Origin of the sequence: Methylobacterium mesophilicum (assembly GCF_036441335.1) — a bacterium.
Lineage (GTDB): Bacteria > Pseudomonadota > Alphaproteobacteria > Rhizobiales > Beijerinckiaceae > Methylobacterium > Methylobacterium mesophilicum_B.
This window is the reverse complement of sequence record NZ_MLBW01000007.1, coordinates 25,494-49,922: the sequence shown is the minus strand read 5'-3', so window position 1 is coordinate 49,922 and position 24,429 is coordinate 25,494. Positions and strand designations below refer to the sequence as shown.

Annotated in this window: 18 protein-coding genes and 1 pseudogene; 9 read left to right on the top strand and 10 right to left on the bottom strand. The window is 66.1% G+C overall.

Going from position 1 to position 24,429, the window contains the following annotated elements:
- Nucleotides 1-68: 68 nt before the first annotated feature.
- From MMR14E_RS05450 to MMR14E_RS05440, 3 genes are all read right to left on the bottom strand, one after another.
- Nucleotides 69-1,484 carry a lipopolysaccharide biosynthesis protein gene (locus tag MMR14E_RS05450; RefSeq protein ID WP_331313185.1) on the bottom strand — a complete coding sequence of 472 codons (1,416 nt, stop codon included), beginning with the start codon at nucleotides 1,482-1,484 and terminating at the stop codon, nucleotides 69-71.
- 249 nt (nucleotides 1,485-1,733) lie between these two features.
- Nucleotides 1,734-2,795 carry a glycosyltransferase family 4 protein gene (locus MMR14E_RS05445; protein WP_331313184.1) on the bottom strand — a complete coding sequence of 354 codons (1,062 nt, stop codon included), beginning with the start codon at nucleotides 2,793-2,795 and terminating at the stop codon, nucleotides 1,734-1,736.
- 183 nt (nucleotides 2,796-2,978) lie between these two features.
- Nucleotides 2,979-4,001: a glycosyltransferase family 2 protein gene (locus tag MMR14E_RS05440; RefSeq protein WP_331313183.1), complete on the bottom strand. Its 1,023-nt coding sequence runs from the start codon at nucleotides 3,999-4,001 to the stop codon at nucleotides 2,979-2,981.
- 708 nt (nucleotides 4,002-4,709) lie between these two features.
- Here MMR14E_RS05440 and MMR14E_RS05435 point away from each other — a divergent pair.
- From MMR14E_RS05435 to MMR14E_RS05400, 8 genes are all read left to right on the top strand, one after another.
- Nucleotides 4,710-5,474 (top strand): hydrolase, encoded by a 765-nt coding sequence (locus tag MMR14E_RS05435; protein WP_331313182.1) that lies wholly within the window; start codon nucleotides 4,710-4,712, stop codon nucleotides 5,472-5,474.
- 27 nt (nucleotides 5,475-5,501) lie between these two features.
- The gene (locus MMR14E_RS05430; RefSeq protein ID WP_331313181.1) at nucleotides 5,502-6,806 is read left to right on the top strand and encodes a glycosyltransferase; all 1,305 of its coding nucleotides are present in this window, start codon (nucleotides 5,502-5,504) and stop codon (nucleotides 6,804-6,806) included.
- A gap of 270 nt (nucleotides 6,807-7,076) precedes the next feature.
- A complete protein-coding gene (locus MMR14E_RS05425; RefSeq protein WP_331313180.1) occupies nucleotides 7,077-9,083 on the top strand; it encodes a glycosyltransferase in 2,007 nt (668 codons plus the stop codon).
- Nucleotide 9,084: 1 nt separating this feature from the next.
- A complete protein-coding gene (locus MMR14E_RS05420; RefSeq protein WP_331313179.1) occupies nucleotides 9,085-10,749 on the top strand; it encodes a Wzz/FepE/Etk N-terminal domain-containing protein in 1,665 nt (554 codons plus the stop codon).
- A gap of 71 nt (nucleotides 10,750-10,820) precedes the next feature.
- A complete protein-coding gene (locus MMR14E_RS05415) occupies nucleotides 10,821-11,933 on the top strand; it encodes a glycosyltransferase (RefSeq protein WP_331313178.1) in 1,113 nt (370 codons plus the stop codon).
- Between the two features lie 350 nt (nucleotides 11,934-12,283).
- A complete protein-coding gene (locus MMR14E_RS05410) occupies nucleotides 12,284-14,914 on the top strand; it encodes an FAD-dependent oxidoreductase (protein WP_331313177.1) in 2,631 nt (876 codons plus the stop codon).
- A gap of 145 nt (nucleotides 14,915-15,059) precedes the next feature.
- Nucleotides 15,060-16,004, top strand: coding sequence for a 1,3-beta-glucanase (locus tag MMR14E_RS05405; protein WP_331313176.1), 945 nt, complete (start codon nucleotides 15,060-15,062; stop codon nucleotides 16,002-16,004).
- A 434-nt stretch (nucleotides 16,005-16,438) separates the two neighbouring features.
- Nucleotides 16,439-17,533, top strand: a complete 1,095-nt coding sequence (locus tag MMR14E_RS05400) for a glycosyltransferase family A protein (protein ID WP_331313175.1) — start codon at nucleotides 16,439-16,441, stop codon at nucleotides 17,531-17,533.
- 456 nt (nucleotides 17,534-17,989) lie between these two features.
- On the opposite strand, the pseudogene MMR14E_RS05395 reads toward MMR14E_RS05400, so the two are convergent.
- A pseudogene (locus MMR14E_RS05395) lies at nucleotides 17,990-18,741 on the bottom strand (IS5 family transposase).
- Between the two features lie 429 nt (nucleotides 18,742-19,170).
- On the opposite strand from MMR14E_RS05395, the gene MMR14E_RS05390 reads away from it, so the two are divergent.
- Nucleotides 19,171-19,641 (top strand): hypothetical protein, encoded by a 471-nt coding sequence (locus MMR14E_RS05390; RefSeq protein WP_331313174.1) that lies wholly within the window; start codon nucleotides 19,171-19,173, stop codon nucleotides 19,639-19,641.
- On the opposite strand, the gene MMR14E_RS05385 is transcribed toward MMR14E_RS05390, so the two are convergent.
- The 6 genes from MMR14E_RS05385 to MMR14E_RS05360 form a co-directional block, all read right to left on the bottom strand.
- Nucleotides 19,635-20,642, bottom strand: a complete 1,008-nt coding sequence (locus tag MMR14E_RS05385; protein WP_331313173.1) for a lytic transglycosylase domain-containing protein — start codon at nucleotides 20,640-20,642, stop codon at nucleotides 19,635-19,637. The genes MMR14E_RS05390 and MMR14E_RS05385 overlap by 7 nt on opposite strands.
- Before the next feature lie 6 nt (nucleotides 20,643-20,648).
- Nucleotides 20,649-21,551, bottom strand: coding sequence for a CsgG/HfaB family protein (locus tag MMR14E_RS05380; RefSeq protein ID WP_331313172.1), 903 nt, complete (start codon nucleotides 21,549-21,551; stop codon nucleotides 20,649-20,651).
- 124 nt (nucleotides 21,552-21,675) lie between these two features.
- A complete protein-coding gene (locus MMR14E_RS05375) occupies nucleotides 21,676-22,170 on the bottom strand; it encodes a curli assembly protein CsgF (RefSeq protein WP_331313171.1) in 495 nt (164 codons plus the stop codon).
- Nucleotides 22,171-22,174: 4 nt separating this feature from the next.
- Entirely contained in the window at nucleotides 22,175-22,747 is a 573-nt protein-coding gene (locus MMR14E_RS05370; RefSeq protein ID WP_331313170.1) for a hypothetical protein, read from the bottom strand.
- 239 nt (nucleotides 22,748-22,986) lie between these two features.
- Nucleotides 22,987-23,307, bottom strand: coding sequence for a curli-like amyloid fiber formation chaperone CsgH (gene csgH, locus MMR14E_RS05365; RefSeq protein WP_331313169.1), 321 nt, complete (start codon nucleotides 23,305-23,307; stop codon nucleotides 22,987-22,989).
- Nucleotides 23,308-23,427: 120 nt separating this feature from the next.
- Nucleotides 23,428-24,279, bottom strand: a complete 852-nt coding sequence (locus tag MMR14E_RS05360) for a hypothetical protein (protein ID WP_331313168.1) — start codon at nucleotides 24,277-24,279, stop codon at nucleotides 23,428-23,430.
- Nucleotides 24,280-24,429: the final 150 nt, after the last annotated feature.

The following is a 24,429-nucleotide window of genomic DNA, read 5'->3' as shown; positions in this document are numbered from 1 at the left end:
GCCTCCTGTACCAGACCAATGACGCTGATGCGTTCATCGTGTGACGCCTGCGGCTCCCGAGATCCGCCTCAAGGACGCAGGGTCCGCAGACGAAAGCCGAGCAGAAGCATGCTCACGCCGTAGGCCGCCACGCCGCTGAAGATCATGGCGGTCAGAAGCCCGACCAACCCGATATCGACGCGGCTCAAGACGGCCTGCAGCGCGAGAACGGCCGCCGTCATCACCGCGCACGAGAGGCCGACCTGCCAGAGATTGCGGATCTGCCTCCCCACCCCCGCGCCGACCAGACGCCGCGCATAGATCGCGCTGATCAAGAAATGGAACACGGCCGTGGCGAGGCGCGCGTAGATCATCATCATCACGCCGCCGAGATAAAATCCCAGTGTCATGCTCAAGACCTTCGCCATCGACTCGAAGAGCGTGATCTTGAGCATCACGTTCGGCTCGTCCATCGCCAGACAGAGAGATGAGACGGGTTGATAATAGGCCGTGAACATGATCGCCAGCGACAGCCAGCGCAGATAGGGGGCCGCGGAACTCCATTGTGAACCGAGGACGACGCTCACGATCTGGTCGGCGGTCAGTGCGATCCCCACTCCGGCCGGGAGCGCGATGATCATAGTCAGCCGGGCCGCCTTCAGGAAGGCAGATTGCAGGCGGAGGCGGTCGTCGGCGATGGTCGCGAAGGCGGCCATGACGGGCCGCATGGCGGGGCCAATGACGCTCTGGGTCGGGAGGACGGAGAAGTCGCTCGCAACCCCGTAGCGGCCGAGTACGGCCTTGTCGACATGGTAGCCGAGGAACATGCGATCGTACTGCCAGCTGAAGGCGGCGAGGATCTGAGAGGACGTGAACCAGCCCGTGAACGCCGAGAAGGCGCCCAGTCTCTCCAGGGAGAGCCCCGGGCGGTAGGGCGCCAGCACGTAGGACACGATAGTCGGCAGGATCGCGGACGCAGCCGGGTTGATTACCAGGGCCCAGTAGCCGGCCCCCATATAGAGCGATCCGATGGAGATCAGGGCGGCGATCGCCTTGCCCGAGAAATCCGCCAGGAACGACGCACGGAAGTCGATCTTGCGGAACAGATGCACCATGGCCGGGCTGTAGAGGCTTCGCGCGATCGGGGCCGACGCGAGCGCGAGCGTGATGGGGATCAGTCGGGCATCGTCGTAGATGTGGGCGACGGGCCACGCAGCAGCCATCATCAGGACGGCGATCACCCCGCCCCGGAGAAGCCCCAACGTGAATGCCGTGTCCAGATGCGATTTCTCGATCTTCTGTAGACGCAACAGGGCCTGAACGAGCGGGATCTCGAGGATCATCTCGACGATCGAGACCAGGGACGCGGCGATGGCCGTCAGGCCGAAATCGGCGGGTGACAGGACCCGCGCGAGGACGAGCAGCGTGCCGAGATCGATCGCGCGCGCGGAGATCCGTGCAGCGACACTCCATCCGGCGCCGCGCAGTGTCTTAGTGGCGAGCATGAACGTGTCCCACGGAGCGATGGCCGGCGCCGCACCGGCCCGCAGCGACGCCGCGCCCCGGGCTCACGACAAGGATCCGGATCTGGGCAACATGGCGATTCCGATCCTGACCCGCACCGCAAGGGAGTCCTGGAGCAGCATCCGGCGGCGGCATCAATCTAGCCAATTCGGTCAGCTTGCGAGCGAACCGCGGTCGCGATGCGGTGCGGCCGCGCGGCGGCGTCCAGCCTCTGCGCACCGGAAGGCGCATCATCCTGCGAGGCCGGCCGCGCGCCGGTAGACGGCCAAGGTTTCCTCAGCCACCCGCGCGATCCGCAGGTGATCCAGGTTGATCTGGCTCTTCGCTCTCCACGCGCTCAGCTCCGCGGGGTCGGTCGCGAGCGCGATCAGCGCTTGAGCGAGCCTGTCCGGATCCCCGGACGGGACCAGCACGCCGGCCCTTCCCCCATCGAGCATCTCGGGGATCCCGTCGACGTCGGTGCCGACGATGGCGCAACCCGCCTCCCGGGCCTCGGAGAGAACGAGCGGAGCCGGATCGGCGTGGGACGGCAGCACGAAGATGTCGGCGCCCAGCATCCAGCGGTAGGGATCGTCCCGCGGACCGGCGAAGGTGATGGCGTCCGCGCTGGCCAGCGCGCGCGCGGCCTGTACGTAGGCGTCCTGATGAGGACCGCCGCCGACGACGTAGAGCCGCATGGCGCGATTGTGGGGGAACGCCGTATCGAAGGCCTGAAGCAGATCGGGCAAGCCCTTCCGGGGATGCAGGCCTCCGACGAAGACGATGGCGGGATGATCCAGGACCTGCGGCTCCTCGGAGCGGCCGCGCATGCGGGCTGAGCCGATCGTCCCGTTGAGCACGACGTCGATGCGGGAATTCGCGATCCCGCGCTTCCGCATCGAGGCGGCGACCGCGCCGCTCACGGCGATGACCCTGTTTCCCAGGCCCATGAGGACGGCGCCCTTCTCGAACTCATTGTGGACGGTCGTCACGAGGGGAATGCGCAACAGCTTGCAGGTCGGCCAAGCCAGGACGGCGCTCGTCATCATGTGGGCGTGGACGACATCGGGACGCCAACGCCGAAGCACGCCGCCACATCCGACGAGCGACCTCAGGATCTGGGCCGGCGCGCGCGCGTGGCTCGCGAAGATCGACTCGATGCCGTTGGACCGGAGCAGAGCATCGAAATCCCCGCCCTGGCTGGCAATGGCGACCTGATGCCCGGCCTGCGCCTGCTGACACGCGAGATCGACGGCCGCGTGAACATGGCCGTTCAGCCGGCGCGTGTGATTCAGCAGGTGGAGAATACGCATGACGGACGAGCGCTCGTGTCGGATCCGAGCCTCGGCCTGCGCTGGAGCCCGCGCAAGCCGCGGCGCTGATGAGGGCGGGCGATACGACCCTGGCCGGACAGGAGAGCCGCTATATATTTAGCAGGCATCTAAGATTAAAGATGCGGCTCGACGCAAGAGAAAAATCTGACGAAGTACTGATTTTCAACAATGCCCCGCACCGATCCTGGCGCGCAGGATCTGTCGGACCGGCCGGCGCTTGATCGAGAACCGAAACGCGAGCAGCGCCTGCGCCCACCGAACGGGCGCGACGAAGGTCGCGACGATGAAGAGCGCATTCGCCACCTTCCATTTCAGCGAACGCGGCTCGGTCATGACAGATCCGAGCAGACTCAGGAACGGTCTGCCACCGACCCGGACGCCCCGGAGGATCGCCATGCAGAACTCGAGGAACTGAAAATAGTAGGTCCTCTCTGGCTCGATGAGCGAGACTCCCGGGCGCCAATTCCGGAGCAGATTTCGCAGATGTGTCAAACGCGACTGGAAGCGCTGGAGGTCCCGCTCGAAGGTTGCCGCCTGCGGGACACGCCCCAAGCCCGAATCATTCCGGCCATGGACACGGTAGAGCCCGAGACTGTCGGACAGGCTGACGATCTCACCCATGAACGGAGCGGCCAGCAGGATTACACCGTCGACAGCCTGGTCGTAGTCACATTGATCGAGCAGGCCGCAGACGTCGCGACGGAACACGTTCCCGGACGTGGGCGGGGTCTGGTAGACTCCGGACCGCAGGATGTCGTTGACAGTTCGGTCCTGCCCGCGGAACGCCTCGAGCGCGGGGTAAGGGTCTGCCAGGACCGCCCCCGTCGAATCGACGCACCGCAGGCAATACTGAAGTTTGGCGACGCTCGGGTCCAGCTCCGACAGAATGCGGTCGAGAGCGCCCGGCAGGAGCTCGTCATCCGCATCGAGAAACAGCAGGAACGGGGCCCGTGTCTTGGCCAATCCGTAGAGGCAGGCCGCCCTCTGGCCACCGTTCGGGATCCGAAACGCGGTGATGCCAGACCGCTCGATGATTGACCACGAGTCGTCCGTCGACCCATCGTCGATCACAACCATCTCACAAGAGTCGTTGCACTGATCGACGACACTCTTGATCGCTCGACCAATGAAATTTGCGTAGTTGAAGCACGTAATGATGACTGCGAGTTTAGGATCCGTGATCACGACAGATGTCTTTCTCGCTCGCCGCTCCGCGCTCCCGTATCTCACCGCATCGAGCGCCGGTCGCGAGGTGGCTAGCACGGCAACCGATTGAAATCCACAATCAACGCCTCAAAATAGCGGCGAAAACCCGCCCGATTGCTGAATTTTTTACTGAATACCCGACCGTTTGACATTGAAACAGGGATTGAAATCAATTCTCCGTGATCGCAGATTGGCCGACGACCATCCCTATCGGCCGAGACCAGCGCCGACGGAGTTCTGCGGAGCCCGACCGGCGGAGAGATCGCGGTGTCATCCAGGGACGTCAAGCATGCCGGTCGATCCGTCGCGGCCGGCGACGGCGGCCCGCCCACCCACCTCCGAGGAAGCGGGTGCACCTTTGATCCCCGCGCCTCCACCAAACGGCGGTCTTGCTGGACGCTTCCAGGCTTCGTAAGGGCCCTTGCCTCCGGAGGACGGGCTCCTCGGCCGGGCCGGTCAACCCGCCTTTCCGGGGGTGCGTTGCCGCCTTGTCAATGCTTATGGCTGCGGCAGCACGTCTTCATTCATGTCCGACGGGACAGATTATTGTTATACTGGGCAGGGCACGGACATCGCGTGCGGCGTCGCGCCGACACGGCACCGTCATCGCGGAAGGGACATGCCGGACGCGGCCCCGCGGCCTGATATCAGGTTCGATCGCCACCGATCGGGAGAGATCTAGCCATCATGCACCTACCCGAGACGGCGACCCGAATCGTATCCTGCGACGTCTTCGACACGCTGCTCTATCGCGATCACCGGTCGGAGCGCTGCCGCTTCCACGATATCGCGACGGTCGCGTCGCAGCTGCTCGCGGCGGAGCACGGCACGGCGCGCCGTCCGGGCGCGATCTACGCCGCGCGCCTGCAGGTCCAGCGGGCGGCTTACCGCGCGCTCGACTTGGCCAATCCTTCGGGCGACGTGCGCTTCGCCGACATGCTCGCGGCCATGACGCGGGTTCTCAGCCTCGAAGATCGCGCCGCGGAGCTCCTGCACCGGGCCGAGATCACGGTCGAGCTCGCCCAGTTGCGCGCGAACACCCGGCTGATGACGTGGCTGGAGCGGCGGGCGCAGGCCGGGGGCAGGATCATCGCGGTGAGCGATACCTACCACCGCGGCGAGACGATCGCGCATCTGCTGGACACGCTGGCCCCCGGTCATCCCGTCGCCCATATCTACACCAGCGCCGATCACGACGCGACCAAGCGGACACGGGCCCTCTTCGATGTCGTTCTCCGGAGCGAGAAGGTCGCCCCTGCCGAGATCCTCCACCTCGGCGATGACACGCTGGCGGACGTGACGATGGCCGCCGCCGCGGGCCTGCGCACGGCACAGTTGCTCCGCCCACGCCACGTGGTGCTGCGTCGCCGCCTGGATGCCGTCCGCGCCCGCGTGATGCATCGACACTGGATCCGCGCCGCGCGGGGCGGGGCCAGGAGGGCCGGGCCGTGAGNGGGGCGGGGCCAGGAGGGCCGGGCCGTGAGCGCCACCGACGCCGCACGCGCCGCGGGCGACGACGCGGTCGCGTTCGGGCAGCGCGTCCTGGGCCCGATCCTCGCCGAGTTCTGCCTGAACCTCTGGCTCGTGGAACGCTTCCTCGCGCCGGACAGGACCGTGCTCCTGTTCTGCGCGCGGGGCGGCCTGCGCCTGCAACTCGTCTACGAGCGATTCCTCCGGCAAACCGGCCTGCCAGAGAACGTCCCGCACGCGGCCCTGATGGTCTCGCGCCTCGTGGCCGCCCGCACGGCGTTCGATCCGCCGAGCCCCGGCGTTCTCTCCGAGCTCGGCCGGGAGTTCAGCGGCCGGTCGATGGCGGAGATCGCGGCGGCGCTGGCGCAACGCGACGATCTGGGACTGCCGGCGTCCTGGGATGCCCCCTTCGAGGAGGCGACATTCACCGCGCTGCTGGCCGGCAAGGAGCCCGGCGTGGCCCGACTTCGTGCCGCGGTCGCCCGGCAGGATACCCGGTTCCGCGCGCATCTCGATGCCTGCGCGGGCCCGGCGCGCCACTGCGTGCTGATCGATACCGGGCTCTACGGCAGCACGGTCCGCATGCTCCAGGAGGGGCTGCCGGAGCGGACATGGTCCGGGCTCCAGTTCGCCCGCTGCAACTACAAGCGCCTCGCCACACCGCATTTCCGCCGGACCCTCGGCCTGAGTGTCGAGAGCGACTGGTACAAGCCCTGGGACGCCCGCACGTCGGTGCTGCGCTTCTGGCACCTGATCGAGGACTGCCTGGAACCGGATCTGCCGAGCGTCCGCACCTTCGCCCAGGCCGCCTCGGGATCGCCGCCGCGGGCCAATCTCCAGGAAGACGGCTGGGAGGCGCGGATCGCGTCGACGCGGCCGGACCTCTTCGCCGGCGTCCTGGCCCACATCGACGGCCTCGGCCCCGAGAGCGTGCCGGTGATCCCGGACGATGCCGCGCGGGCGTGGACCGCCCTGAAGAGGGCGGTCATCTGGCCGGATGACCGGGCCGTCGCAACCTTGAGCCTCGGCGGCAGATCCCGGGATTTCGGCCGCGTGGAGTTGAGCGCGCAGTACGCCGCGCCCGGGCCGACCCGGCCGGTGCAGCAGATCCGCGACAGTCTCTGGCGCGAAGGCGCGCTTCTCCGCTGCTTTCCCCGGGCCGGCCGCCTGCTGCTTCCCGTGATCGAGGCCGTCTACGCCGGACGCGCCCTCCACAGGGAAGCCACGACTCGTCTCCAGCGCGGCCCCGAATCGGCGCGCGAGGCGCGCGCGGAGCCGCTTCTGTGGCGTCGGCAGGCTTCGGGTGCGAACTGAGGTCTCCGGCGTGTCGTCGAATGCAGCGCTCGGGCCACCGTTTCTGCACTCGGATTTTCTTGTAGAAAGTCTAAGCGCTGGCTATAAAATAATTAGCGCCGTGATTTTTTGCATATATTACATACGGGACTTCTGCGTGCGAACGGGGATGTGCGTGATCCCACCCCCTGGTATCGCGGGCCCGACCGCGCCGCTCTCGCGAGAGGTGGAACACTCTTGTTCTCGCATTCGATCGGCGAACCTGGGCTGCGACGGGAGTAGAGCGACGGCATGACGGCAGTCGGATCGTTCGGAATCAACGGTCGGTTCCTCACCCAGCCGATGACCGGTGTTCAGCGCTACGCGATGAACGTCACCCGGGCGATGAGCGCGGCCCTGGCTGCCCGGGGCGAGAGCGCCCCCTTGCTGTCCGTGCCCGGCGCGGATGATCCCCGGCTCGCGGGCACGCCGCTCCGCACTGCCGGCCCCGCGGGCGGACATGTCTGGGAGCAACTCGTGCTGCCGCGCGCGTGGCCCGGTCGACTGCTCAACCTCTGCAACACCGCCCCCGCGCTGAAGGCGGATCAGGTCGTCTGCATCCACGACGCGAACGTGTTCAACGCACCGGAGAGCTACAGCGCGTCCTTCCGGGCCTTCTACAGGACACTCCAGCCGCTCCTGGCCCGCCGTGCCGCGCGGATCGCCACCGTCTCGACATTCTCCGCCGGTCAGATCGCGGACCATCTCTCCGTGAGGGCCTCCGACATCGTCGTCCTCCCGAACGGGCACGAGCACGTGCACGCCTGGGACCCGCGACAGGCCGTCCGGGCACCGGCGGGCCTGGACCGGGACGCCGACGGCTTGGAACGGCCCTTCGTGCTGGCCCTCGGGTCCCGCGCCCGCCACAAGAACCTCGATCTGCTGCTCAGACTGGCGCCCAGCTTGGGCGACCTCGGGCTCGACCTCGTGGTGGCGGGCGGCCAAGCCACCATCTACGCCGCCGAGGATCTGCAGCGCGGCGAGAACGTCCGCCACCTCGGCTTCGTGACCGACCACGACCTCGCCTACCTGATGGAGCGCGCCCTGTGCCTGGCCTTCCCCTCTCTCACGGAGGGGTTCGGGCTACCGGCCCTGGAAGCGATGGCGCGCGGCTGCCCCGTCGTTTCGACCGACCGCGCGAGTCTGCCGGAGATCTGCGGGTCGGCGGCCCTGCTCGCACCGCCGGACCGGCCGGACCGTTGGATCGCCCAGATCCGCGCCCTGGCCGCGAGCCCGGACCTCCGATCAGACCTGATCGGCCGCGGTCGCGATCAAGCGGCGCTCTTCTCGTGGGAGGCCTCGGCGCAGGGCTACCTCGATCTCATGCGCGCGCCGACGGCGCGGCCGGTCGCGCGATCCGCGGCGGCGCCGTCCCCGCCCAGCATCGCGGTCGCCATCGCGACGCTGGGCCGCCCCGAGGTCGTGACCGGCACTCTCAGGCGGATCCTGGATCGGCAGACGCTGAAGCCCGCCGCCATCCTGATCTCGTGCGTCACCCCGGACGACGCCGGCGAGGCGGCGGCGTGGCCCGGCGTGACGGTGGTCACGGGGCGTCCCGGCCTCGCCACCCAGAGGAACGCCGCCCTCGCGGCGCTGCCCGAGGCGATCGATATCGTAGTCTTCTTCGACGATGACTTCGTCCCGGAATCCGGCTGGCTCGCCGCGGCCGCGCAGCGCTTTCACGACGAGCCGGACATCGTCGGCCTGACGGGCGACGTCATCGCGGACGGCATCAAGGGGCCCGGGCTGAGTTTCACCGAGGTCGACCGGATGCTCGCCGCACTGAGTCCGGTCGAGCCGGCGGCGCCGATCGAGGCCTTCAGCCCGTACGGCTGCAACATGGCGTTCCGTCGCTCGGCCGTCGGCGCGCTGCGATTCGACGAGCGGCTCGTCCTGTACGGCTGGCTCGAGGACCGCGATTTCGGCGCGGCCCTGGCGGCCAAGGGCGGCCGGCTTGTCAAATGCATGGAGGCCCGCGGCGTCCATATGGGCGTGAAGGGCGGCCGTATCTCGGGCGATCGACTCGGCTATTCCCAGATCGTCAACCCCTTGTACATGCTGCAAAAAGGCACGATGACCTTATCCCAAGTCTTCGGTCAGATCTCCCGCAACGTTCTCAGCAACGTGACGCGCTTCCCGGCTCCCGAGCCGTTCATCGACCGGCGCGGCCGGCTGCGCGGCAATCTGCGCGGCGCCGCGGACGTGCTCCTGGGACGGCTGGAACCCGAGCGGGCCCTGCAGATCCGGCGGAAAGCGTGAGATGAACATTCACAACACCGGCCGGATCCCGCCCGACCAATCCCAACCGGTCACCCACTTTCCGGAACCAATGTCCGTCGGCGTGCAGGACGGCCCGCTGGCCGTCATCTCGGCGGCCCTCAAGGCGGCCCGCCGGCACAAGTTGGCGGTGGCCATCTGGGTGGTCTTCTGCATCGGCTGCGCGGCGCTCTACACCGTGACCGCGACCCCCTCCTACACGGCGACCGCGGTGCTCCTGCTCGAGCCGCGCCGCCCGGTGGGCTCGGGCTCCTCCGACGGCGCCCTCTTGCCGAGCCTCGATGTGGGCCGCGCCGAGAGCGAGCTCCAGGTTCTCCGCTCGGAACGCCTGCTGGCGAACGTCTTCAACAGTCTCCAGCTCGCGAACAATCCGGAATTCGGCGCTCCAGATACCGAGAGCCCGAAAGAGCCGGGCCCGAATGCCTCGGAGTTGTCGGGGCTGCGGACCGCCCCGCCGTCGACGGCGGCCATCCTGCAGCAGCGGAAGTTCGAGAATTTCGCCGAGCGATTTAGCGTCCGGCGGGTGGGCCAATCGTACGTTGTTGAAGTCTCGTACACGTCCAGAGATCCGAACCTGGCGCGGCGCATCGCGAACGCCGCCGTCTCGGCCTATCTCCTGCAATCCATCGCGGCCAAGGCCGACGCCGCCAAGAATGGCGCCGAGTTCCTCCAGGGCCGCGTCAACGCCCTCGCTTCTCAGGCCCGGTCCGCGGCGGCGGCCGTCACCGAGGGCACGCTGCCGGACGCGCCGACGCCCGATGCCGACGCGCGGGTGATCGGCGCGGCGCTGCAGCCCCTCAAGCCCTCGGCCCCGCGGAAGACCCTGATCCTCGGGCTCGGCGCGATGATCGGCCTCGTGGGCGGATTGCTGGCCGTGGCGCTGCTGCAGGCCTTCGACCGCCGGATCCGGACTTCGCAGGATCTCGTCCAGCGGGCCGGCCTTCCCTGCCTCGCCGTGATGCCCGAGGTCCTGCGCAAGACCGCCGACGGGCGCCGCGAGACCGTGGATCTGCGCAACGTCAACGCGCCGTGGTTCCTCAACGTCAAATTCTCCACGGGTGTCCGCGACCTGCGGACGTCGATCCAGCTGGCGCTCTCGGCGCGCGGTCACGAGTCCGACTGGGTCATCGCCCTGGTCGGCTGCACGCCGCGCACGGGCACGACCCTGATCGGTCTGAGCCTGGCGCGCCTGCTACAGGAAGGCGGTCGGACCGCGCGGCTGATCGACACGAATATTCACGGCGCCGGGACTTTCTTCCTGACCCCGGATTCGAAGGCCGGCGTCGGCGCGAGTCTCGCCGACCTGATCATCAATCCGAGCCATCTGGCTTTGGCCAAGTTCGTGGATTTCGGAGGCGTCTCCGTCCTGCCGTCGCGGTCGCCGTACACGGCGGTCGGCACCGGCGTGTCGCTGAGTTCCTCCGTCTTCCAGAGCGTCATCGACCAGATGCGCCGGGGCGGCTACGTCATCCTCGACCTGCCGCCGCTCTCCGTCTCGGCCGAGTCCCGCGTCGCGGCCCGCCGGGCGGATGTCGTGGTGATCGTCGCCGAGGCCGGGCAGACCACCGTCGACGAGCTGTCGGACGCGGTGAACGGCCTGATCGGTGCCGGCGCGAACGTGATCGGCGCCGTTCTCAATCGCGCGTGATGCGGGCCACGGGATCGTCGACGGATCCGCGCCCGGATCGTCGGGGCTCTGAACGGGAGGAGTTGGTTTGGATGCCGGCCGGAGATCGTAAGACGTTCCAGATCCTCTATCTACAACCTGGGACCTCCGTCTTCGCCGGCATCGAGCGGGTGGTCGACACGATCGGCGCAGAACTCGCGCAGAAGTGCGGCACGGAGTTCGCCATCGACGTGCTGCGCGTGACGCAACACGAGAATTATCCATCCGAGCCGCGACCGTACAGAAGCATCTTCCGGCCGGTCACCTCGCGCCTGCACCTGATGCGGATCTTTCGGGAGGTGAGCAGAGGAGGGCGCTACGATCTGATCATCGTGCCGCAGATCGAGCCGACCGTCGTCTTCTGGCTGGCCCGGCTGGGTATTCCGCAGCGGATCACGATGCATCTGCACGGCAACCCGCGGCGCGAAGCCGGCAGCCTGAAATCGAAACTCAAGTTCTTTGTCCTGAAATATTATGTCCTTCCACGAATCGCCTCCGTTTTCGGGACTTCACCGCGGCAGCTCAGAGCGTTCGAAGCCGATTTCGATTGCAGGCGTCCGATGTATTGGGTTCCCAATCCGGTCCGGCACTTCGAAGCTCCGGGCGCCGACATGCGGCCCGAGTCCGGCGTCATCACCTTCGTGAACGTCGGACGCTACGCCTTCCAGAAAGGTCAGGACCTTCTGATTCGCGCATTCGCGAGACTGTACGAGCGGCGCAGGAACGTGCGCCTCAACCTGGTCGGCCATGGATCTGACAAAGCGGCGCTGGCCGAGCAGATTCGGACGCTCGGCCTGTCCGACGTCGTCCGGCTCGTCCATTACCCGGACGACCCACAGCGCGCGCTCTACCTCAGCGACGTCTTCGTCGCGACGTCTCGATGGGAGGGCTGGTCGCTGGCCATCTGCGAAGCCCTGCGGTGCGGGCTGCCGGTCATATCCACCGATTGTGAATTCGGTCCCAGCGACATCTTGGTCGATCAACGCCTCGGGCGCCTGATCGCGCCCGACGACGAGGACGGACTCGTCAAATCCATGGAGTACTACTGCGACAATATCGAGCTGGAACGGTCGTTCTCCGAGTTCAGGAAGAACCACATTGACCAGTACAGCGTCGAAAGGGTCGTGCACATCCACGCTGACGCGATCCGGCAATCGGCATGCTGAACCTCGGTCTGCCCCTGGCCGAGCAGCGGCCCCGCGCATCGTCGGTCCTTGTCGTGAGACGTCCGTCGCATCTGAGAACCGCATCAGCGACGATCGACGCCCGGACCGCGACGCGGACCATCATGGACCGCTGCCCTCGGGACCGCGCGCATCCATCGCGCCCGGAAGCAGGCGGATCGATCCCTGGCACACAGCCGCTTCGTACCGGCATTTCCGAATGCAATGACCCGTTGTTTGCAGCAAAGGACCGGTAAAATAGGCCACTTACCGACGTTTTGACAGCTTATCGCCGCGCATCGACCGTTTGCGCGACGATCTCGTCGACGAACTGAGCCCGGGAGCCGCCCACCGTGATCCAGCTGCGTACCGCACGTGACATCGAGAATCTCCTGGATGCGGCTTACGATGTCTGCATTGTCGGAACGGGCCCGGCCGGGAGCACCCTGGCCCGCGAGTTGTCCGGCAGCGGCCTGAGGATTGCGCTGCTCGAGAGCGGCGGCCCTGACCGGACGGAGCGTGCGGACGCGCTGGATGCCATCGTGAATATCGGGCGACCGCGCGCCACGCAGTGGGCGGTCCGGAACCGGGTCGTGGGCGGCAGCTCTCACACCTGGGGCGGCCGGTGCGCGCCTTTCGACGCCATCGACTTCGAACGGCGCCCCTGGGTACCGGAGAGCGGATGGCCGTTCCAACGCGACGCGCTCGATCCCTATCTCGAGCGGACCGCCAAATATCTCGGGCTCGCCTACGGCAACCATTTCAGCGACGCGCGCTTCTGGGAGCTGTTCGGTTCGCAGCCGGCTTGGTCCGAGCCGGATCCACAGATGCTCCTGCCCTTCTTCTGGCAGTTCAGCCGCGACGATGCGGAATCCTACCCGTTTGAGTACACGCGCTTCGGGCGGAACCTGGACGAGAAACTGGGGGCGAACGTCACGCTGATCAGCGGCGCCACCGTCGTCGCGATCGACGTGACGGACGCGGGGGACCGGGTCCAGGGCGTGCAGGTCGCGGCGCCCGATGGCGCGACCGTCGCGCTGCCGGCGCGCCGTGTCGTCCTCTGTGCCGGCGGGATCGAGAATGCGCGGCTTCTCCTCGCCTCCGATCATCAGATCCCGGGCGGCCTCGGGAACAAGGCCGACCTCGTGGGCCGCTACCTCATGGATCATCTGCGCGGGCCGGTCGCGCAGTTCGACGTCCACCGGTCGCGCGCGCTGCAGCGACGGTTCGGCCGCTACACCATCGCGGATCGGCTGTTCCGAGGCGGGCTCCGCCTGAGCCCGGGCATTCAACGAAGCCGCCAGCTCCTGAACTGCGCGGTCTGGCTCGGCGAGACGCTCGCTCCGGACGACCCGGGCGACGCGATCCGGAGGATGCTGGTCGGTAAGCCGCGCGCGAAGGACATCGTGACGCTGGTGTCGAACCTGCCGCTGCTCCTACGCGGCTGCCGTGATCACTTCATCGCCCGCAACGGCTTTCCGCGGAAGCTCTCCGAGTTGAGCCTCGAATGCATGGTCGAGCAGCGGCCGGATCCCGACAGCCGGGTCATGCTCTCCGATCAGCGGGACCACTTGGGCAGCCGGCTGCCGCTGATCGACTGGCGCAGTCACGAAGATGAGGGCCGCACGATGCGTGAGACGGCGCGGCTCGTCGTCTCCGAATTCGGCCGCCTGGGCCTGCCCGCGCCCGTGCTGGCGGAGTGGGTGCGCGACGAGGCGCCGATCCCGCTCAGCTTCGTCGACGTCGCGCATCCAACCGGCACCACCCGCATGTCCGACGATGCCACCAAGGGCGTGGTCGATGCGCAGGGTCAGGTTCACGGGATCGACGGACTGTACGTCACGGGAAGCTCCGTGTTCCCGACGGGAGGCCACTGCAATCCCACGCAGATGATCGTCGCCCTGGCGATACGTCTCGCCGACACGCTGAAGGGCCGAGGGCAGCGCGACACGGTGGTCGCCGACCTCCGTGCGTCTCCGCCCGTCCCGGCGGATCTGCGCGTCCTGGTGACGGGGGCGACGGGGCGGATCGGCCGCATCCTGGTGGAGGACCTCCTGGAACGCGGCTACCCAGTCCGGGCCGTCACGTCCCGGCCGCTGACCGAGGCGCAGCCGCGCACGGGTCGGGTCGAATGGCGGACCTTCGATTTCACGGCGGATCAGGATTACGCCGGCCTTCTCCGCGGCTGCCAGGCCGTCATGCATCTCGCCGCCGAGCTCGGGAAGCAGGACCGGATGCAGGCCATCAATGTCGAGGCGACGCGGCGCCTGGCCGAAGCCGCGGAGCAGGAAGGCGTCAGGGCCTTCTGCTACATGAGCACCGTCTCCGTCTATGGCAGCGGCCGCTCGCGGACCATGACGGAGACGGCCCCGGTGCTCACCAGCAGCGTCGACGTCAAATCTGAGTACTGGGCTCTCGACTACGTTCGCGCCTATGGTCGAACCAAGCTCGCCGGCGAGGAAGCCATCTCGCGGGTCGCCGCGACCCTTCCCTACGTGATCCTGCGACCGACAGTCGTGGTCGACCTCCACAATCTCATCGGCCTGCGCGACTGGGGGCTCTCGAAACGCCTCTTCGCAGCGCATCGGCCCTCCCATCACGTCTACGTCCGGGACGTCACGGACGCGGCGATCTGGACGATGACGCAGTCCCTGAGCGGGGTTTGGCCCGCCGGCCAGGTCCAGGTCTTCAATCTCTCCGATCACGAGACGCGCGATGCGCGGATCGGTGACTTCATGCGACGCGCGTTCGCGATCAGCCACGATCGCCGATTCCGGGTCATCCCGATGCCCGCCATCGTCGACTGGCTCCACGATTTCCTGCGCAACCGGACATTGCCCCTGCGCAATCCGCTGTGGCGCATGCGCTTCCCCAACGATCGTCTGAGGCAGGCCGGGTATCGTCACCGCTACGGGATGGCCCAAGCCCGCGCCACGGCGCTGGAGGTCCTGCGCGCGGAGACACAGGAGCGAGCACGGACCTGAGAGCGGTCAGCCTCACTTCCGGCGGCGCGCCGCGGCGCAACCGCGCGCCTCAGATCACGATTCAGATCACGGTCTCGAAGTGACAACGGCGTCGCTGCCGCGACGTCTTCCAGCACGGACCACGCCGCAACTCGGAGTTTGAGCCATGATCAAATCTCGCTGGATCCGCCGCGATCTGCTGAAATCGTGCTTCCGGGATCTGCCGATCTGCGCGGCGGCATCCCTGTTGCCTACCGGCCGCGCGAGCGCGGCGATCGACGTTTCCGCGGATCCGACGCAAGGCCGCGCGCTCGTGTTCGATGAGCCGTTCGCGGAGATCAACGGACGGATCTGGAATGGGGGGCCGAAGGCCACGACGGGTCCGTCCGGATTCTACGGCCGCTCCGCTTTCGCACCCCTCGCCGGGGCGGAAGGATTCAAGCCCTACGAGATCGTCGGGGATCCGGATGCCGAGGGAGGCACGGCCCTCCAGATTTCCGCAAAATACATCGGACGTCATATGAGCGTCGTGAACTACTATGGCAACAACATACCCGACTATCAGTGGATCTCCGGAAATTTGCAAACCGGGAGCCGGAGCGGCGTCGTATCGGTTGGCTGGCGCCGAGGCTATTTCGAAGCGCGGATGAGATTTCCACGGCATCCGCTGACATGGCCAGCCTTCTGGCTCCTCAATCGAGACGGGATAACCAATGCTAAGCGCAGCATAGAGGTTGATATCGTCGAGCACAAGGGTTTCGAGCCGAAGCTCTACGGCGCTTACCTGCATGAATGGGGACAGCCGGGCGAGCACAACGAAGGGACAGGCGTGCCCACACCCATCGACATGACCGAGCGGTACTGCCGCTACGGCGCGCTGATCCAAGACGGCAAATGCATTCCTTTCTTCGAACGCAAGCCCATCGTCAATCCTAAAACAAATCAGATAAATATTTGGCCACTCACCCGCGCGTCGGAGATGGAGCAGACTGGGGACGTCTTCTGGCCGCTTCTCACACTGGCGTTACGGACGGACGTCCCGGCGCCCCAGCTGACCGAGGATCAGAAGCTCGTCCATATGCGCGTCGACTATTTTCGCGTGTACGAGTAGCCACATGGGCAAGCCGGGCGCGGCCGCGACGGTGCCGGGAGGTGTGCCTGCAATCTGACTCTGTGGCGGCAGCGATGCGAAGCGCATCGGCGCGCGACGAATCGCGACTGTCGGTCAGACGCGGCGCCGTTCATGCGCCCGATCGGTTCAGGGCACTTCGTCCGCACATCAGCCAAAGATGCTTCGCAGCGCGAAGGACGGGATAGACTCTTGCCATCACGCGCGTCGATACTGTTCCTATTCCCGGCTTGGGCGCGGAATAGAGGCGCCTGAAAAACGTTCCAGCTATAATCAGATTTCCACGGCGGCCGAGGTTTACAAATCCGTCGAAATCTGATTTGAAATGCACGCTATATATTTACTGGCGAGAGCCGCTCAGCGGCAGAAAGATCGGTCGCGTCGATGAATTGCGGTTTTGATCTTGCGAAAAATTCATGAGCAGCGATGCGGCTGTAGCGAAAGAATCGACAGGCACAAGGCCACCGGCCTTGGCAGTCATCATCAATTGTTTCAATTATGAACGCTATATCCAATCCGCAATTCAGAGCGTCGTTTCCCAGAACAATCGCGATTGTGAAGTTGTCGTCATAGACGATGGCTCGACCGACGGGTCTTGGTCAATAATACAGAGGAGTGGTGTTCGCGCGTTCCGAAAAGAGAATGGGGGACAGGTCAGCGCCTGCCTTCTAGGACTTGAGAAGACGACCGCGCCCTTTGTTCTGTTTCTCGATGCCGATGATCAACTTTTGCCCGGATCTCTAGACACGATCGTGAATACATTAGATTCGGGCATTTCTAAAATCCAGTTCCAATTGGTGCGGATCAACGAGACTGGCGCCGTGATCGCACCCGCGTTTCCCGTTTTCCCGGCGGGACGTGAACGCGATAAGTTCCAGGCGCATGTGAATAAATCCGGCACATACGTCTCGCCGCCGACATCTGGCAATGTATTCAGGAGAGATGTCTGCACTTTGCTGCGACACGCATCCTACGATACAGCCGTCGATGGCGTCATCCTCACAGCGGCCCCCTTCTTTGGGGACATCGTCAGCCTGAACCGGCCCCTCGGATGCTATCGAATACATGGCAAGAACAAATCTGGAGTTCAGAACGGACTTTCACTGGCTCTTCTCGAGAAGCATAAACGCCGATTCAGCGATCGTGTCACCCACCTCAAATCGGTGCTGCGACAAAACAACTTAGATGACCGTGTCGAAGAACCTCAATCGATGTATTTTTACAATATTAATCAGATAAATCAAGACATCATCTTGGGGAAACGGGTTCCGTTCAGGACAGCGGTGGACGCGATCAGGCAGCTCCCATCTTGGTACAGCCCGCTCAGGCGAACAGCAACGGCTGTCGCGATCCTGATCGCTCCCGCTTTGCCAAACGCGATCAATGTCCGATTCATCAATTCATGGCGCTTTGTTATCGCACGCCTCATCTCATCTTTTGCGAGCGTGCAGGCCCTGACCGTCGGGCAGCGATCGCCTCCCCGCTCACCCGTTCACGGCAGTCCACGCTGACCGCCTTGCCCCTGCGCCCGCCCGATCGATGGACCGCGACGCGAGAGTGGCGGACGCGGCCGCGGTACCATCTTCAGTACCATCAACGCAGATACGCTGCAGGGAAGACCGGCTTCAAAATGGGCGAGCGCCGCTTTGCTCCGGACCGCGCGAAGGGCGCGGCTAGGAAGCGTCATGATCAGTGCAGGCCCTGAAATGCTGATCGATCCGATCCCGGAGCAAGTGACGGACAGACCGGGTGCGCAGGTGCGGAGGGCCAAATCAGCAGGATGAAGTGCCAACACGAGGATTCGTCGACCCTGACGCCGATGCAGCACTCGACGTGACGAATCCAGCCTGAACCGCAAGAAACCGAAGGGAATGGCGCGCCAGTTCGAACAAAATGCGAACACTTATGTCATTGTGGTGGCTCGATAATTTTTGAGGCCCCGCTGCTAAGTAGCTTAGCGTCCGGACTCATAACCAGTAGCGGACGGTGGCGGCGAGGCAGACGGCGGCGAGATAGTTGGTCGCCAGGCGGTCGTAGCGGGTGGCGATGCGGCGGAAGTCCTTCAGACGGCCGAACATGCGCTCGATGGCGTTGCGCCCGCGATAGAGCGCGGGCGAGAAGCACGGCTTCCAGCGGCGGTCGACCTTGGGCGGGATGTTGGGCGCGGCCCCGGCCGCCTCGATCTGCCGGCGGATGGCATCGCTGTCGTAGCCTTGTCGGCCAGCACGACGCGGCAAGTCGGTAGGCGTTCGAGCAAGTGCGCGCCGGCCTTAGTCGGCGGCCTGTCCGCCGGTCAGCAGGAAGGCGAGCGGGCGGCAGAAGCGGTCCGTGAGGGCGTGGATCTTGGTCGTGCGCCCGCCTCGCGAGCGGCCGATTGCCTGGCTCTGCTCCCCCCTTTGCCTCCTGCAGCGCAGCGGTGCGCCTTCACGGCCGTGGAGTCGATCAGCACCTGCGAGGGCGGTCCGCCGGCCTGGGCCAACGTCTCGAACAAGCCGACCCAGACCCCCTTGGCCGCCCAGCGCACGAAGCGATTGTAGAGGGTCTTCTTCGGCCCGTAGAGATCGCGCGGTGCGTCCGTCCAACGTCCGCCGGCCTTCAGGACATGGACGATGCCGCTGATCACGCGTCGGTCGTCCACGCGCTCCTTGCCCCGCGTGTCGTTCGGCAGAAGCGGTGCGATCTCCGCGATTTGCTCGTCCGTCAGCCAGAACTGATCCATCGGCCCCTCCCGCAGGAGCCGTGAATCACACACGAGCCGTCCGCGCCACCTTCATGGGGCCGGACGCTAAAACGGTCCAAAATCATCCGAGATAATTGGTAGGAATGACCCGCCATTCCTCATCACTTGGACATGTTCCGGACGAACGGATCCTTCTCCTTGAGTCCGTGCGGTCGCCGCGCTTGACCGCTCGGGTCAACATCGGTTCCGTTCTATCTGCTCCAGCGTAACGGCCGAGGGCTCCGTCATCAGCAGGGCGCACCTGTCGTTCACCCTCCGGCTGTCAGCCCATTCCGAGCTCGCGCTCAGGGCGGCGCGATCGAGGGCGCTCTCCACATATGTCGGCGATGCACCGAGCAGGATGAGACGGCATCGGCCGGGCGCAGATGATCGGCAGAAGCCTCGAAATTTGATCTGATGCGCGGCTGTGTGGCGGAAATCAGCAGTTCGGAACTGGTTGATCGAGCCATTGTTCTGTTAGGTGTCAATGAATGTGGCTTCGCGCCGGTGCGGCGCCTCGCCTACACGCCCGCGAGGTTCGTCATGCCGGGATGGAGATTGAGGGTGGTCGTGCTCGGCGTCGCATCCTTCTCGTGCGCCACGGGCGTCCTGGCACAAGATGCCCCCGTCCCGAACGTCAACGACTGTACCTTCATCCGCGACCCGACGGCGCTCCGCGATTGCATCGAGCTCTACGAAGGCCAGCGCCTCGCGCCCGGCCCGCGGCCCGCGGCCTTTCTGCAGCCGCCCGTGATCGACCAATCCCTGCTCGACGCGGCGGGCCCGATCCCGGCGACCGGCGTGTCCCGGCGCGGGAAGCGGCGCAAGCTTCGGCAGAGTCGCCGGCCGGCCACGCCGGCCCAGGCCGTCCAGGTCGAGCAGTTGGCGCCCGCTCAGTAGACCGCCTGGACCAGACAGGTGCGTCCCTGGCCGTTCAGGACCGCACAGAGGGCCTGCTCGGATCGCGGTTGCTGCGACTGGGCCGACAGGTGCTCAGCACCCCGCTTGGCAGCCGGCTTGGCTGACCGGTCGCTCGCAGCCGCCACGCTGCGCGCGACCGGCCGCGCCCCGAACAGGGGTGAAGGCCGCGCCGACGAATCGACGGGCCAGCCGGCGCCAGCGCCGAGACTGCGAGGGTTCGAGAAGAGCGACGGGGCGCTCAGGAAGGACCGGCCGCTCTCCGCCGCCCATTCCTCGACGGTGCGGCCGGTGATCCGGACCACGTAGTCGCGCGTCTCGGTGGGCAGGCCCGAGCGACCCTCGAGCCAGCCGCGCACCCGCTGCGGCCCGGCGTTGTAGGCCGCCGCGGCCAATCCGAGATTGCCGAAGCGCACCCTGTGCTCCCGCAGCAGCTCGGCCGATTTCGGGATCGCCTCCAGCGGATCGAACGGGTTGCGCAGGCCGCGCTCCGCGGCGGTGCCCGGCATGAACTGGGCGATGCCGAGCGCCCCCACTGGGCTCACGGCGTTGGGGTTGAGGCCGCTCTCCTGACGCAGCAGGCGCAGGAAGAAGTCGCCGGGCAGGCCGTTGGCGGCGGCCGCGGCGGTGATCAGGGCGCGCATCCCGTCCCCCGCCTGCGGGAATAGCAGGGCGGTCGCCTCGATCGGCCGGAACGCGCCGCGGCCCAGAATCATCAGGTCGGCGTTCACCGGCGCGATGATCGGTGACGCCGGTCCGTCCGCGGGCCCGTCCGGCAGTCCGAGTGGCGGCGGCGCCGCGATCGGCGCGAACGGCTTGAGGGCGGCGACCTCCGGGATCGCTGGGCTCCGGGCGGTGCTGGAAGCCCGCGGTGCGATCACCGGCGTCAGGGCGGCGGACACGACGAGGCACAGGGCCAGCGTACCCCGCTTACCGCTCGGGCGGCGGCCGAACATGTGCGTCGGTGCGACGGGCCGGTCCATGATCGATCAGGACTTCACCACCAGCGGGCCCGACGCCACCGTCGGTCCCGGAACCTCGAGGGGCGTCGGCCGATCGCGGGCGAGATACTCGTCCACGAGGCGGGTGCCGAGCACCGGGTCGCGGAAGCGCCACAGCTTCTTGCGGCTGCCCTCGATGATCGTCGCGTAGACGGCGAGGTCGATCGCCTCGCGCACCGCCATCTGGGTCGGCTCGTTCCGGGTCACGCCCGCCTCGACCTGGAGCAGCTTGGCCACCGCGACGTAGCGGTAGGCGTTGGCGTTGAGGGCGACCGAGTAGATCGTCTTCGTCACCGTGACGCTGTTGAGCACCTCGCCGCTCTGTACGGAGACGATGCGCATCGCCACCGTCACCTCGTCGCGCCGGTACTTGGTGTCGCCGCCGATACCCAGGAGGTTGGCGCCGGCGCCGCCCGTGACCGTGTTGGCGTCGTAGCCGATGATGCCGCCCTCGACGATCAGGCCCGCGAAGCGGATCGGCGGCAGCGGCTTCGCGTCCGTGCCCTCGAATTCCTGGCGGGTCGCCCGGATCAGCTGCCGCTCCTGCAGCAAGTTGGCGAGGCCGGTGCGCTCGACCACCGAGAACCACTGGCCCCGCCCGGCGCGCCGCAGCGCGTCGACCACGAAGGCGCCGCCGCCCTGGGTGACGGCGCGGGAATACTCGGCGATGTTGTCGTTCGGCTTGTTCTGGCCGGTCAGGTCCGGGAAATTGTAGATCGCGATGTCGATCTTGCGGGTTGGCGGCGGCAGCGTCTCGAGATTGAGATCGGTGGGAGAGGGCGGCGTCACCACGGGCGCCTGCGCGAGCAGCTCTCGGTCCCACGGGGCGCAGGCGGCCACACCCGCGCAGAGCAGCACGGCGCCGGCCAGGCTCTTCAGAAAGCTACGCACGGGCAACGCCGTCTCCGTTCCGCTTCCGCGCTCCGGCCCCCCGCGCGTGCGCCCGACCGGGCGACGGAGGAGGGCGGAGCCGGCTCCGCCTTCGATGCTCGACGATCATCGCTGCGCGCCGCGCTCAGGGCGCGCCCAAGAGCGGCGTCGCGCCACTCGAGCCGCCCACGGCCGCGGTCGCCGGGACGACGATGGTGGTGGTCGACTGGCCGTCGAAGATCTGAAGCTGGATGTTGCCGCCCAGGCGCTGGAAGGTCACCTGCGATCCGCCGAAGCTGTAGCTGCCGCTCTGCTGGGCGTTCTCGCCGAAGAGCGCCTGGGTGATCTGGTTGGCCAGCGAGCTGTAGATCTGCGTCTGCAACTGCTGGGCAAAAATCTGGCCCGGGGTCTTGGTGTTGGCGGCGCTCTGGTTGGCCGAGAACAGCTGCTGGTCGCGCTGGGCCGACCGCTGCGCGTCGTTCTGGGCGGCGGCCTGGGCCTGCAGCCAGGAGCCGTTCAGCGGACTTCCTCCGAAGGACGGGTTGACCGGCTGGTAGACGAGGCTGCCGGCCTGCGCGCCGGCCGCGGCGAGGAGCGCCCAGCCGCCGACGAGGGGCCCGAGGAGGCGGGACTGGCGCATGGGATTACCTCTGGGTGACCGAGACGCTGGGGCCGTTGCCGACCCGCGTGATGCTGATCGGCGTCGGGTTGCTGCCCTGCTGCTGCGCCGAGATGGCGTTGTTGTCGCCGCGGACCGTGATGGTGGCCGCCGCGCCGCTGCCGTCCTGCCGGGTCCCGATCGTGTTGGACTCGCCGAAGACCGACACGGTCGACTGGTTGTACGATCCCGTCTGCTGCTGGGTCACCGTGTTGCGCGAGCCGATCACGTTCTGGATCGCCGTGTTCGCGTAGCCCGCCACGTCGATCGAGCCGGTATTGTTCGATCCGATCTGCAGGGCCCGGGCCTGATTGGCCTGCGCCGACTGGGGCGGGCCGCTCGGGTTAAGCAGCAGGATGCCGGACTGATTGCCGAGTATGTAATCGCTCTCCTGGATCCCCCGTCCCTGAGTGCCGGCGGGGCGCTGAGCGGCCGCCTGGATCTGCTCGATCGCGACGCGGTCCTGCGCCGCCGCGGAACCGGCCACATTCGCGACGGCGAGCGGGACGACGACGAACAGCGCTCGACCTGCAGCGCGGCTGCGACGCGTACGGCGCATCATCTACCTCCCTAGCCTCTTTTGGGCTACTTTAAATCAGTGCTCCGTGTGATTGTATAGTATCAGGGTTTATCCACACATGGTCAAATCTATTATGTTGTGAATTGGACACACTTGTCGCGGCCTGAGACGCGCTGCAGCTGTCTTTCGGGTGCGGCAATGTCAATGGAGCCGCAGACACTCGTCCCATTAGGAATGACGTAGCTCGACCTGTCGGCTTGCAGGGCTCGAGCGGCGTGTCACAGGTCCTGCGTGCTGTCGTAGGCGCAGCTGATCCTGCGACCGGCCACCTGCACGGAGGCGTCGACGCTCAGCTGAGCGTCCGGCCAGACGCTGATCGTCAGCTTACCGACCTCTCGGGCGGCGCCGTCGGCGAGGTCGAAACCGCCGCCCTGCTGCATGGTGGCGGTGCCGGCCGGATCGGACTTGCGCACGACAAGATTGTATCGACCCGCGATTCCGCGGGAAGCCTCGATGCGGAGGGCCAAGCGCGCGACGTCGGCCGAACGGTTCTCGACCACGCGGCAGAGCACAGGTGGATCGGCATTGATGCTAAGCATGTCGGCACCGTTGCTGCGCACGCTTCTACAAGATCGACATCGTTTAGGAAAGGGCGCCGCGCGGGCGCCCTTTCCGTTTGTTCTCAACACATCCCGCAAAAAGAAAACTGCACTGCTGGCTTAACGCTGCGTGATCCGCATGCTGTTGCCAGCGCCGTACTGCGCGAAGGCGGCGTTTGCAGAACTCCCGTACTGCTGGATGGTGCCGTTATTGTAGCTGCCATTCTGGTAGCCGAGTGCACCAACGAACGAGCCAGTCTGCTCGATCGAAGCCGTATTGTTGTTGCCCGCCTGAAGGAGTGCAGCGTAGTTTGTGCTGCCATTCTGAGTAATGATGCCGTTATTGCTCGTACCGTCCTGAACGACGACAGCATACGCATTGTTCGCGGCGTATCCCTGATTGATGGCCGCAACGTTGCTGTTGCCACCGAACTGGAAGATACCCGCGTACGTCTTATCGGCACCGCCGTCTACGCTGAAGCGCGCTTGGTTATTGCTGGAATTCTGCTGGAACTGAACTACGCCGTTGGTTCCGTTCTGCCTCGAATCGACGTAGTTGCGGTCGCCCTGCTGGAACGATCCGCTGTTCGCACCGACGCTGGGATTGCCGAAGACGTTCCCGTTCGTCGTCATCACCGAGTTGTTCGCATTGGACTGCGTGATGTGCAGCTCGTTCCCGGTGCCGTTCTGGAGAACGGTGTAAGCGTTGTTCGCTTGATTATCGAAATTGCTGATCGACACATTCGGGACCGACAGGTCGATCTCGCCGTTGAGCTTCCCCGCTTTGTTGTTAGTTCCGGATTGATCGACAGTCGCGGCATTGCCGCCGCCGCCACCGCGCTGGATGACGAACGCTTCATTCGCAGTCGTGCCGGTGCCCATAATAGGGGTGCTCGACTGCGCCGAGGCGCCGGTCGCGAAGGCGGTCAGGCTAGCGACGGCGACGGAAGCCAGAACAACTGATTTCAACATAGATACACTCCCTCTTGTATTTTATGTGCTCTTTTGAACACAATCTATGCCATCGCAGTCGCTCTGTCGTCGCGGCGCTTTAACGGCTTGTTAAGCGTATCCATAAGCCGAAGACGAGTGTCAAGCGCCGGTTGAGACAAAAAATACAAT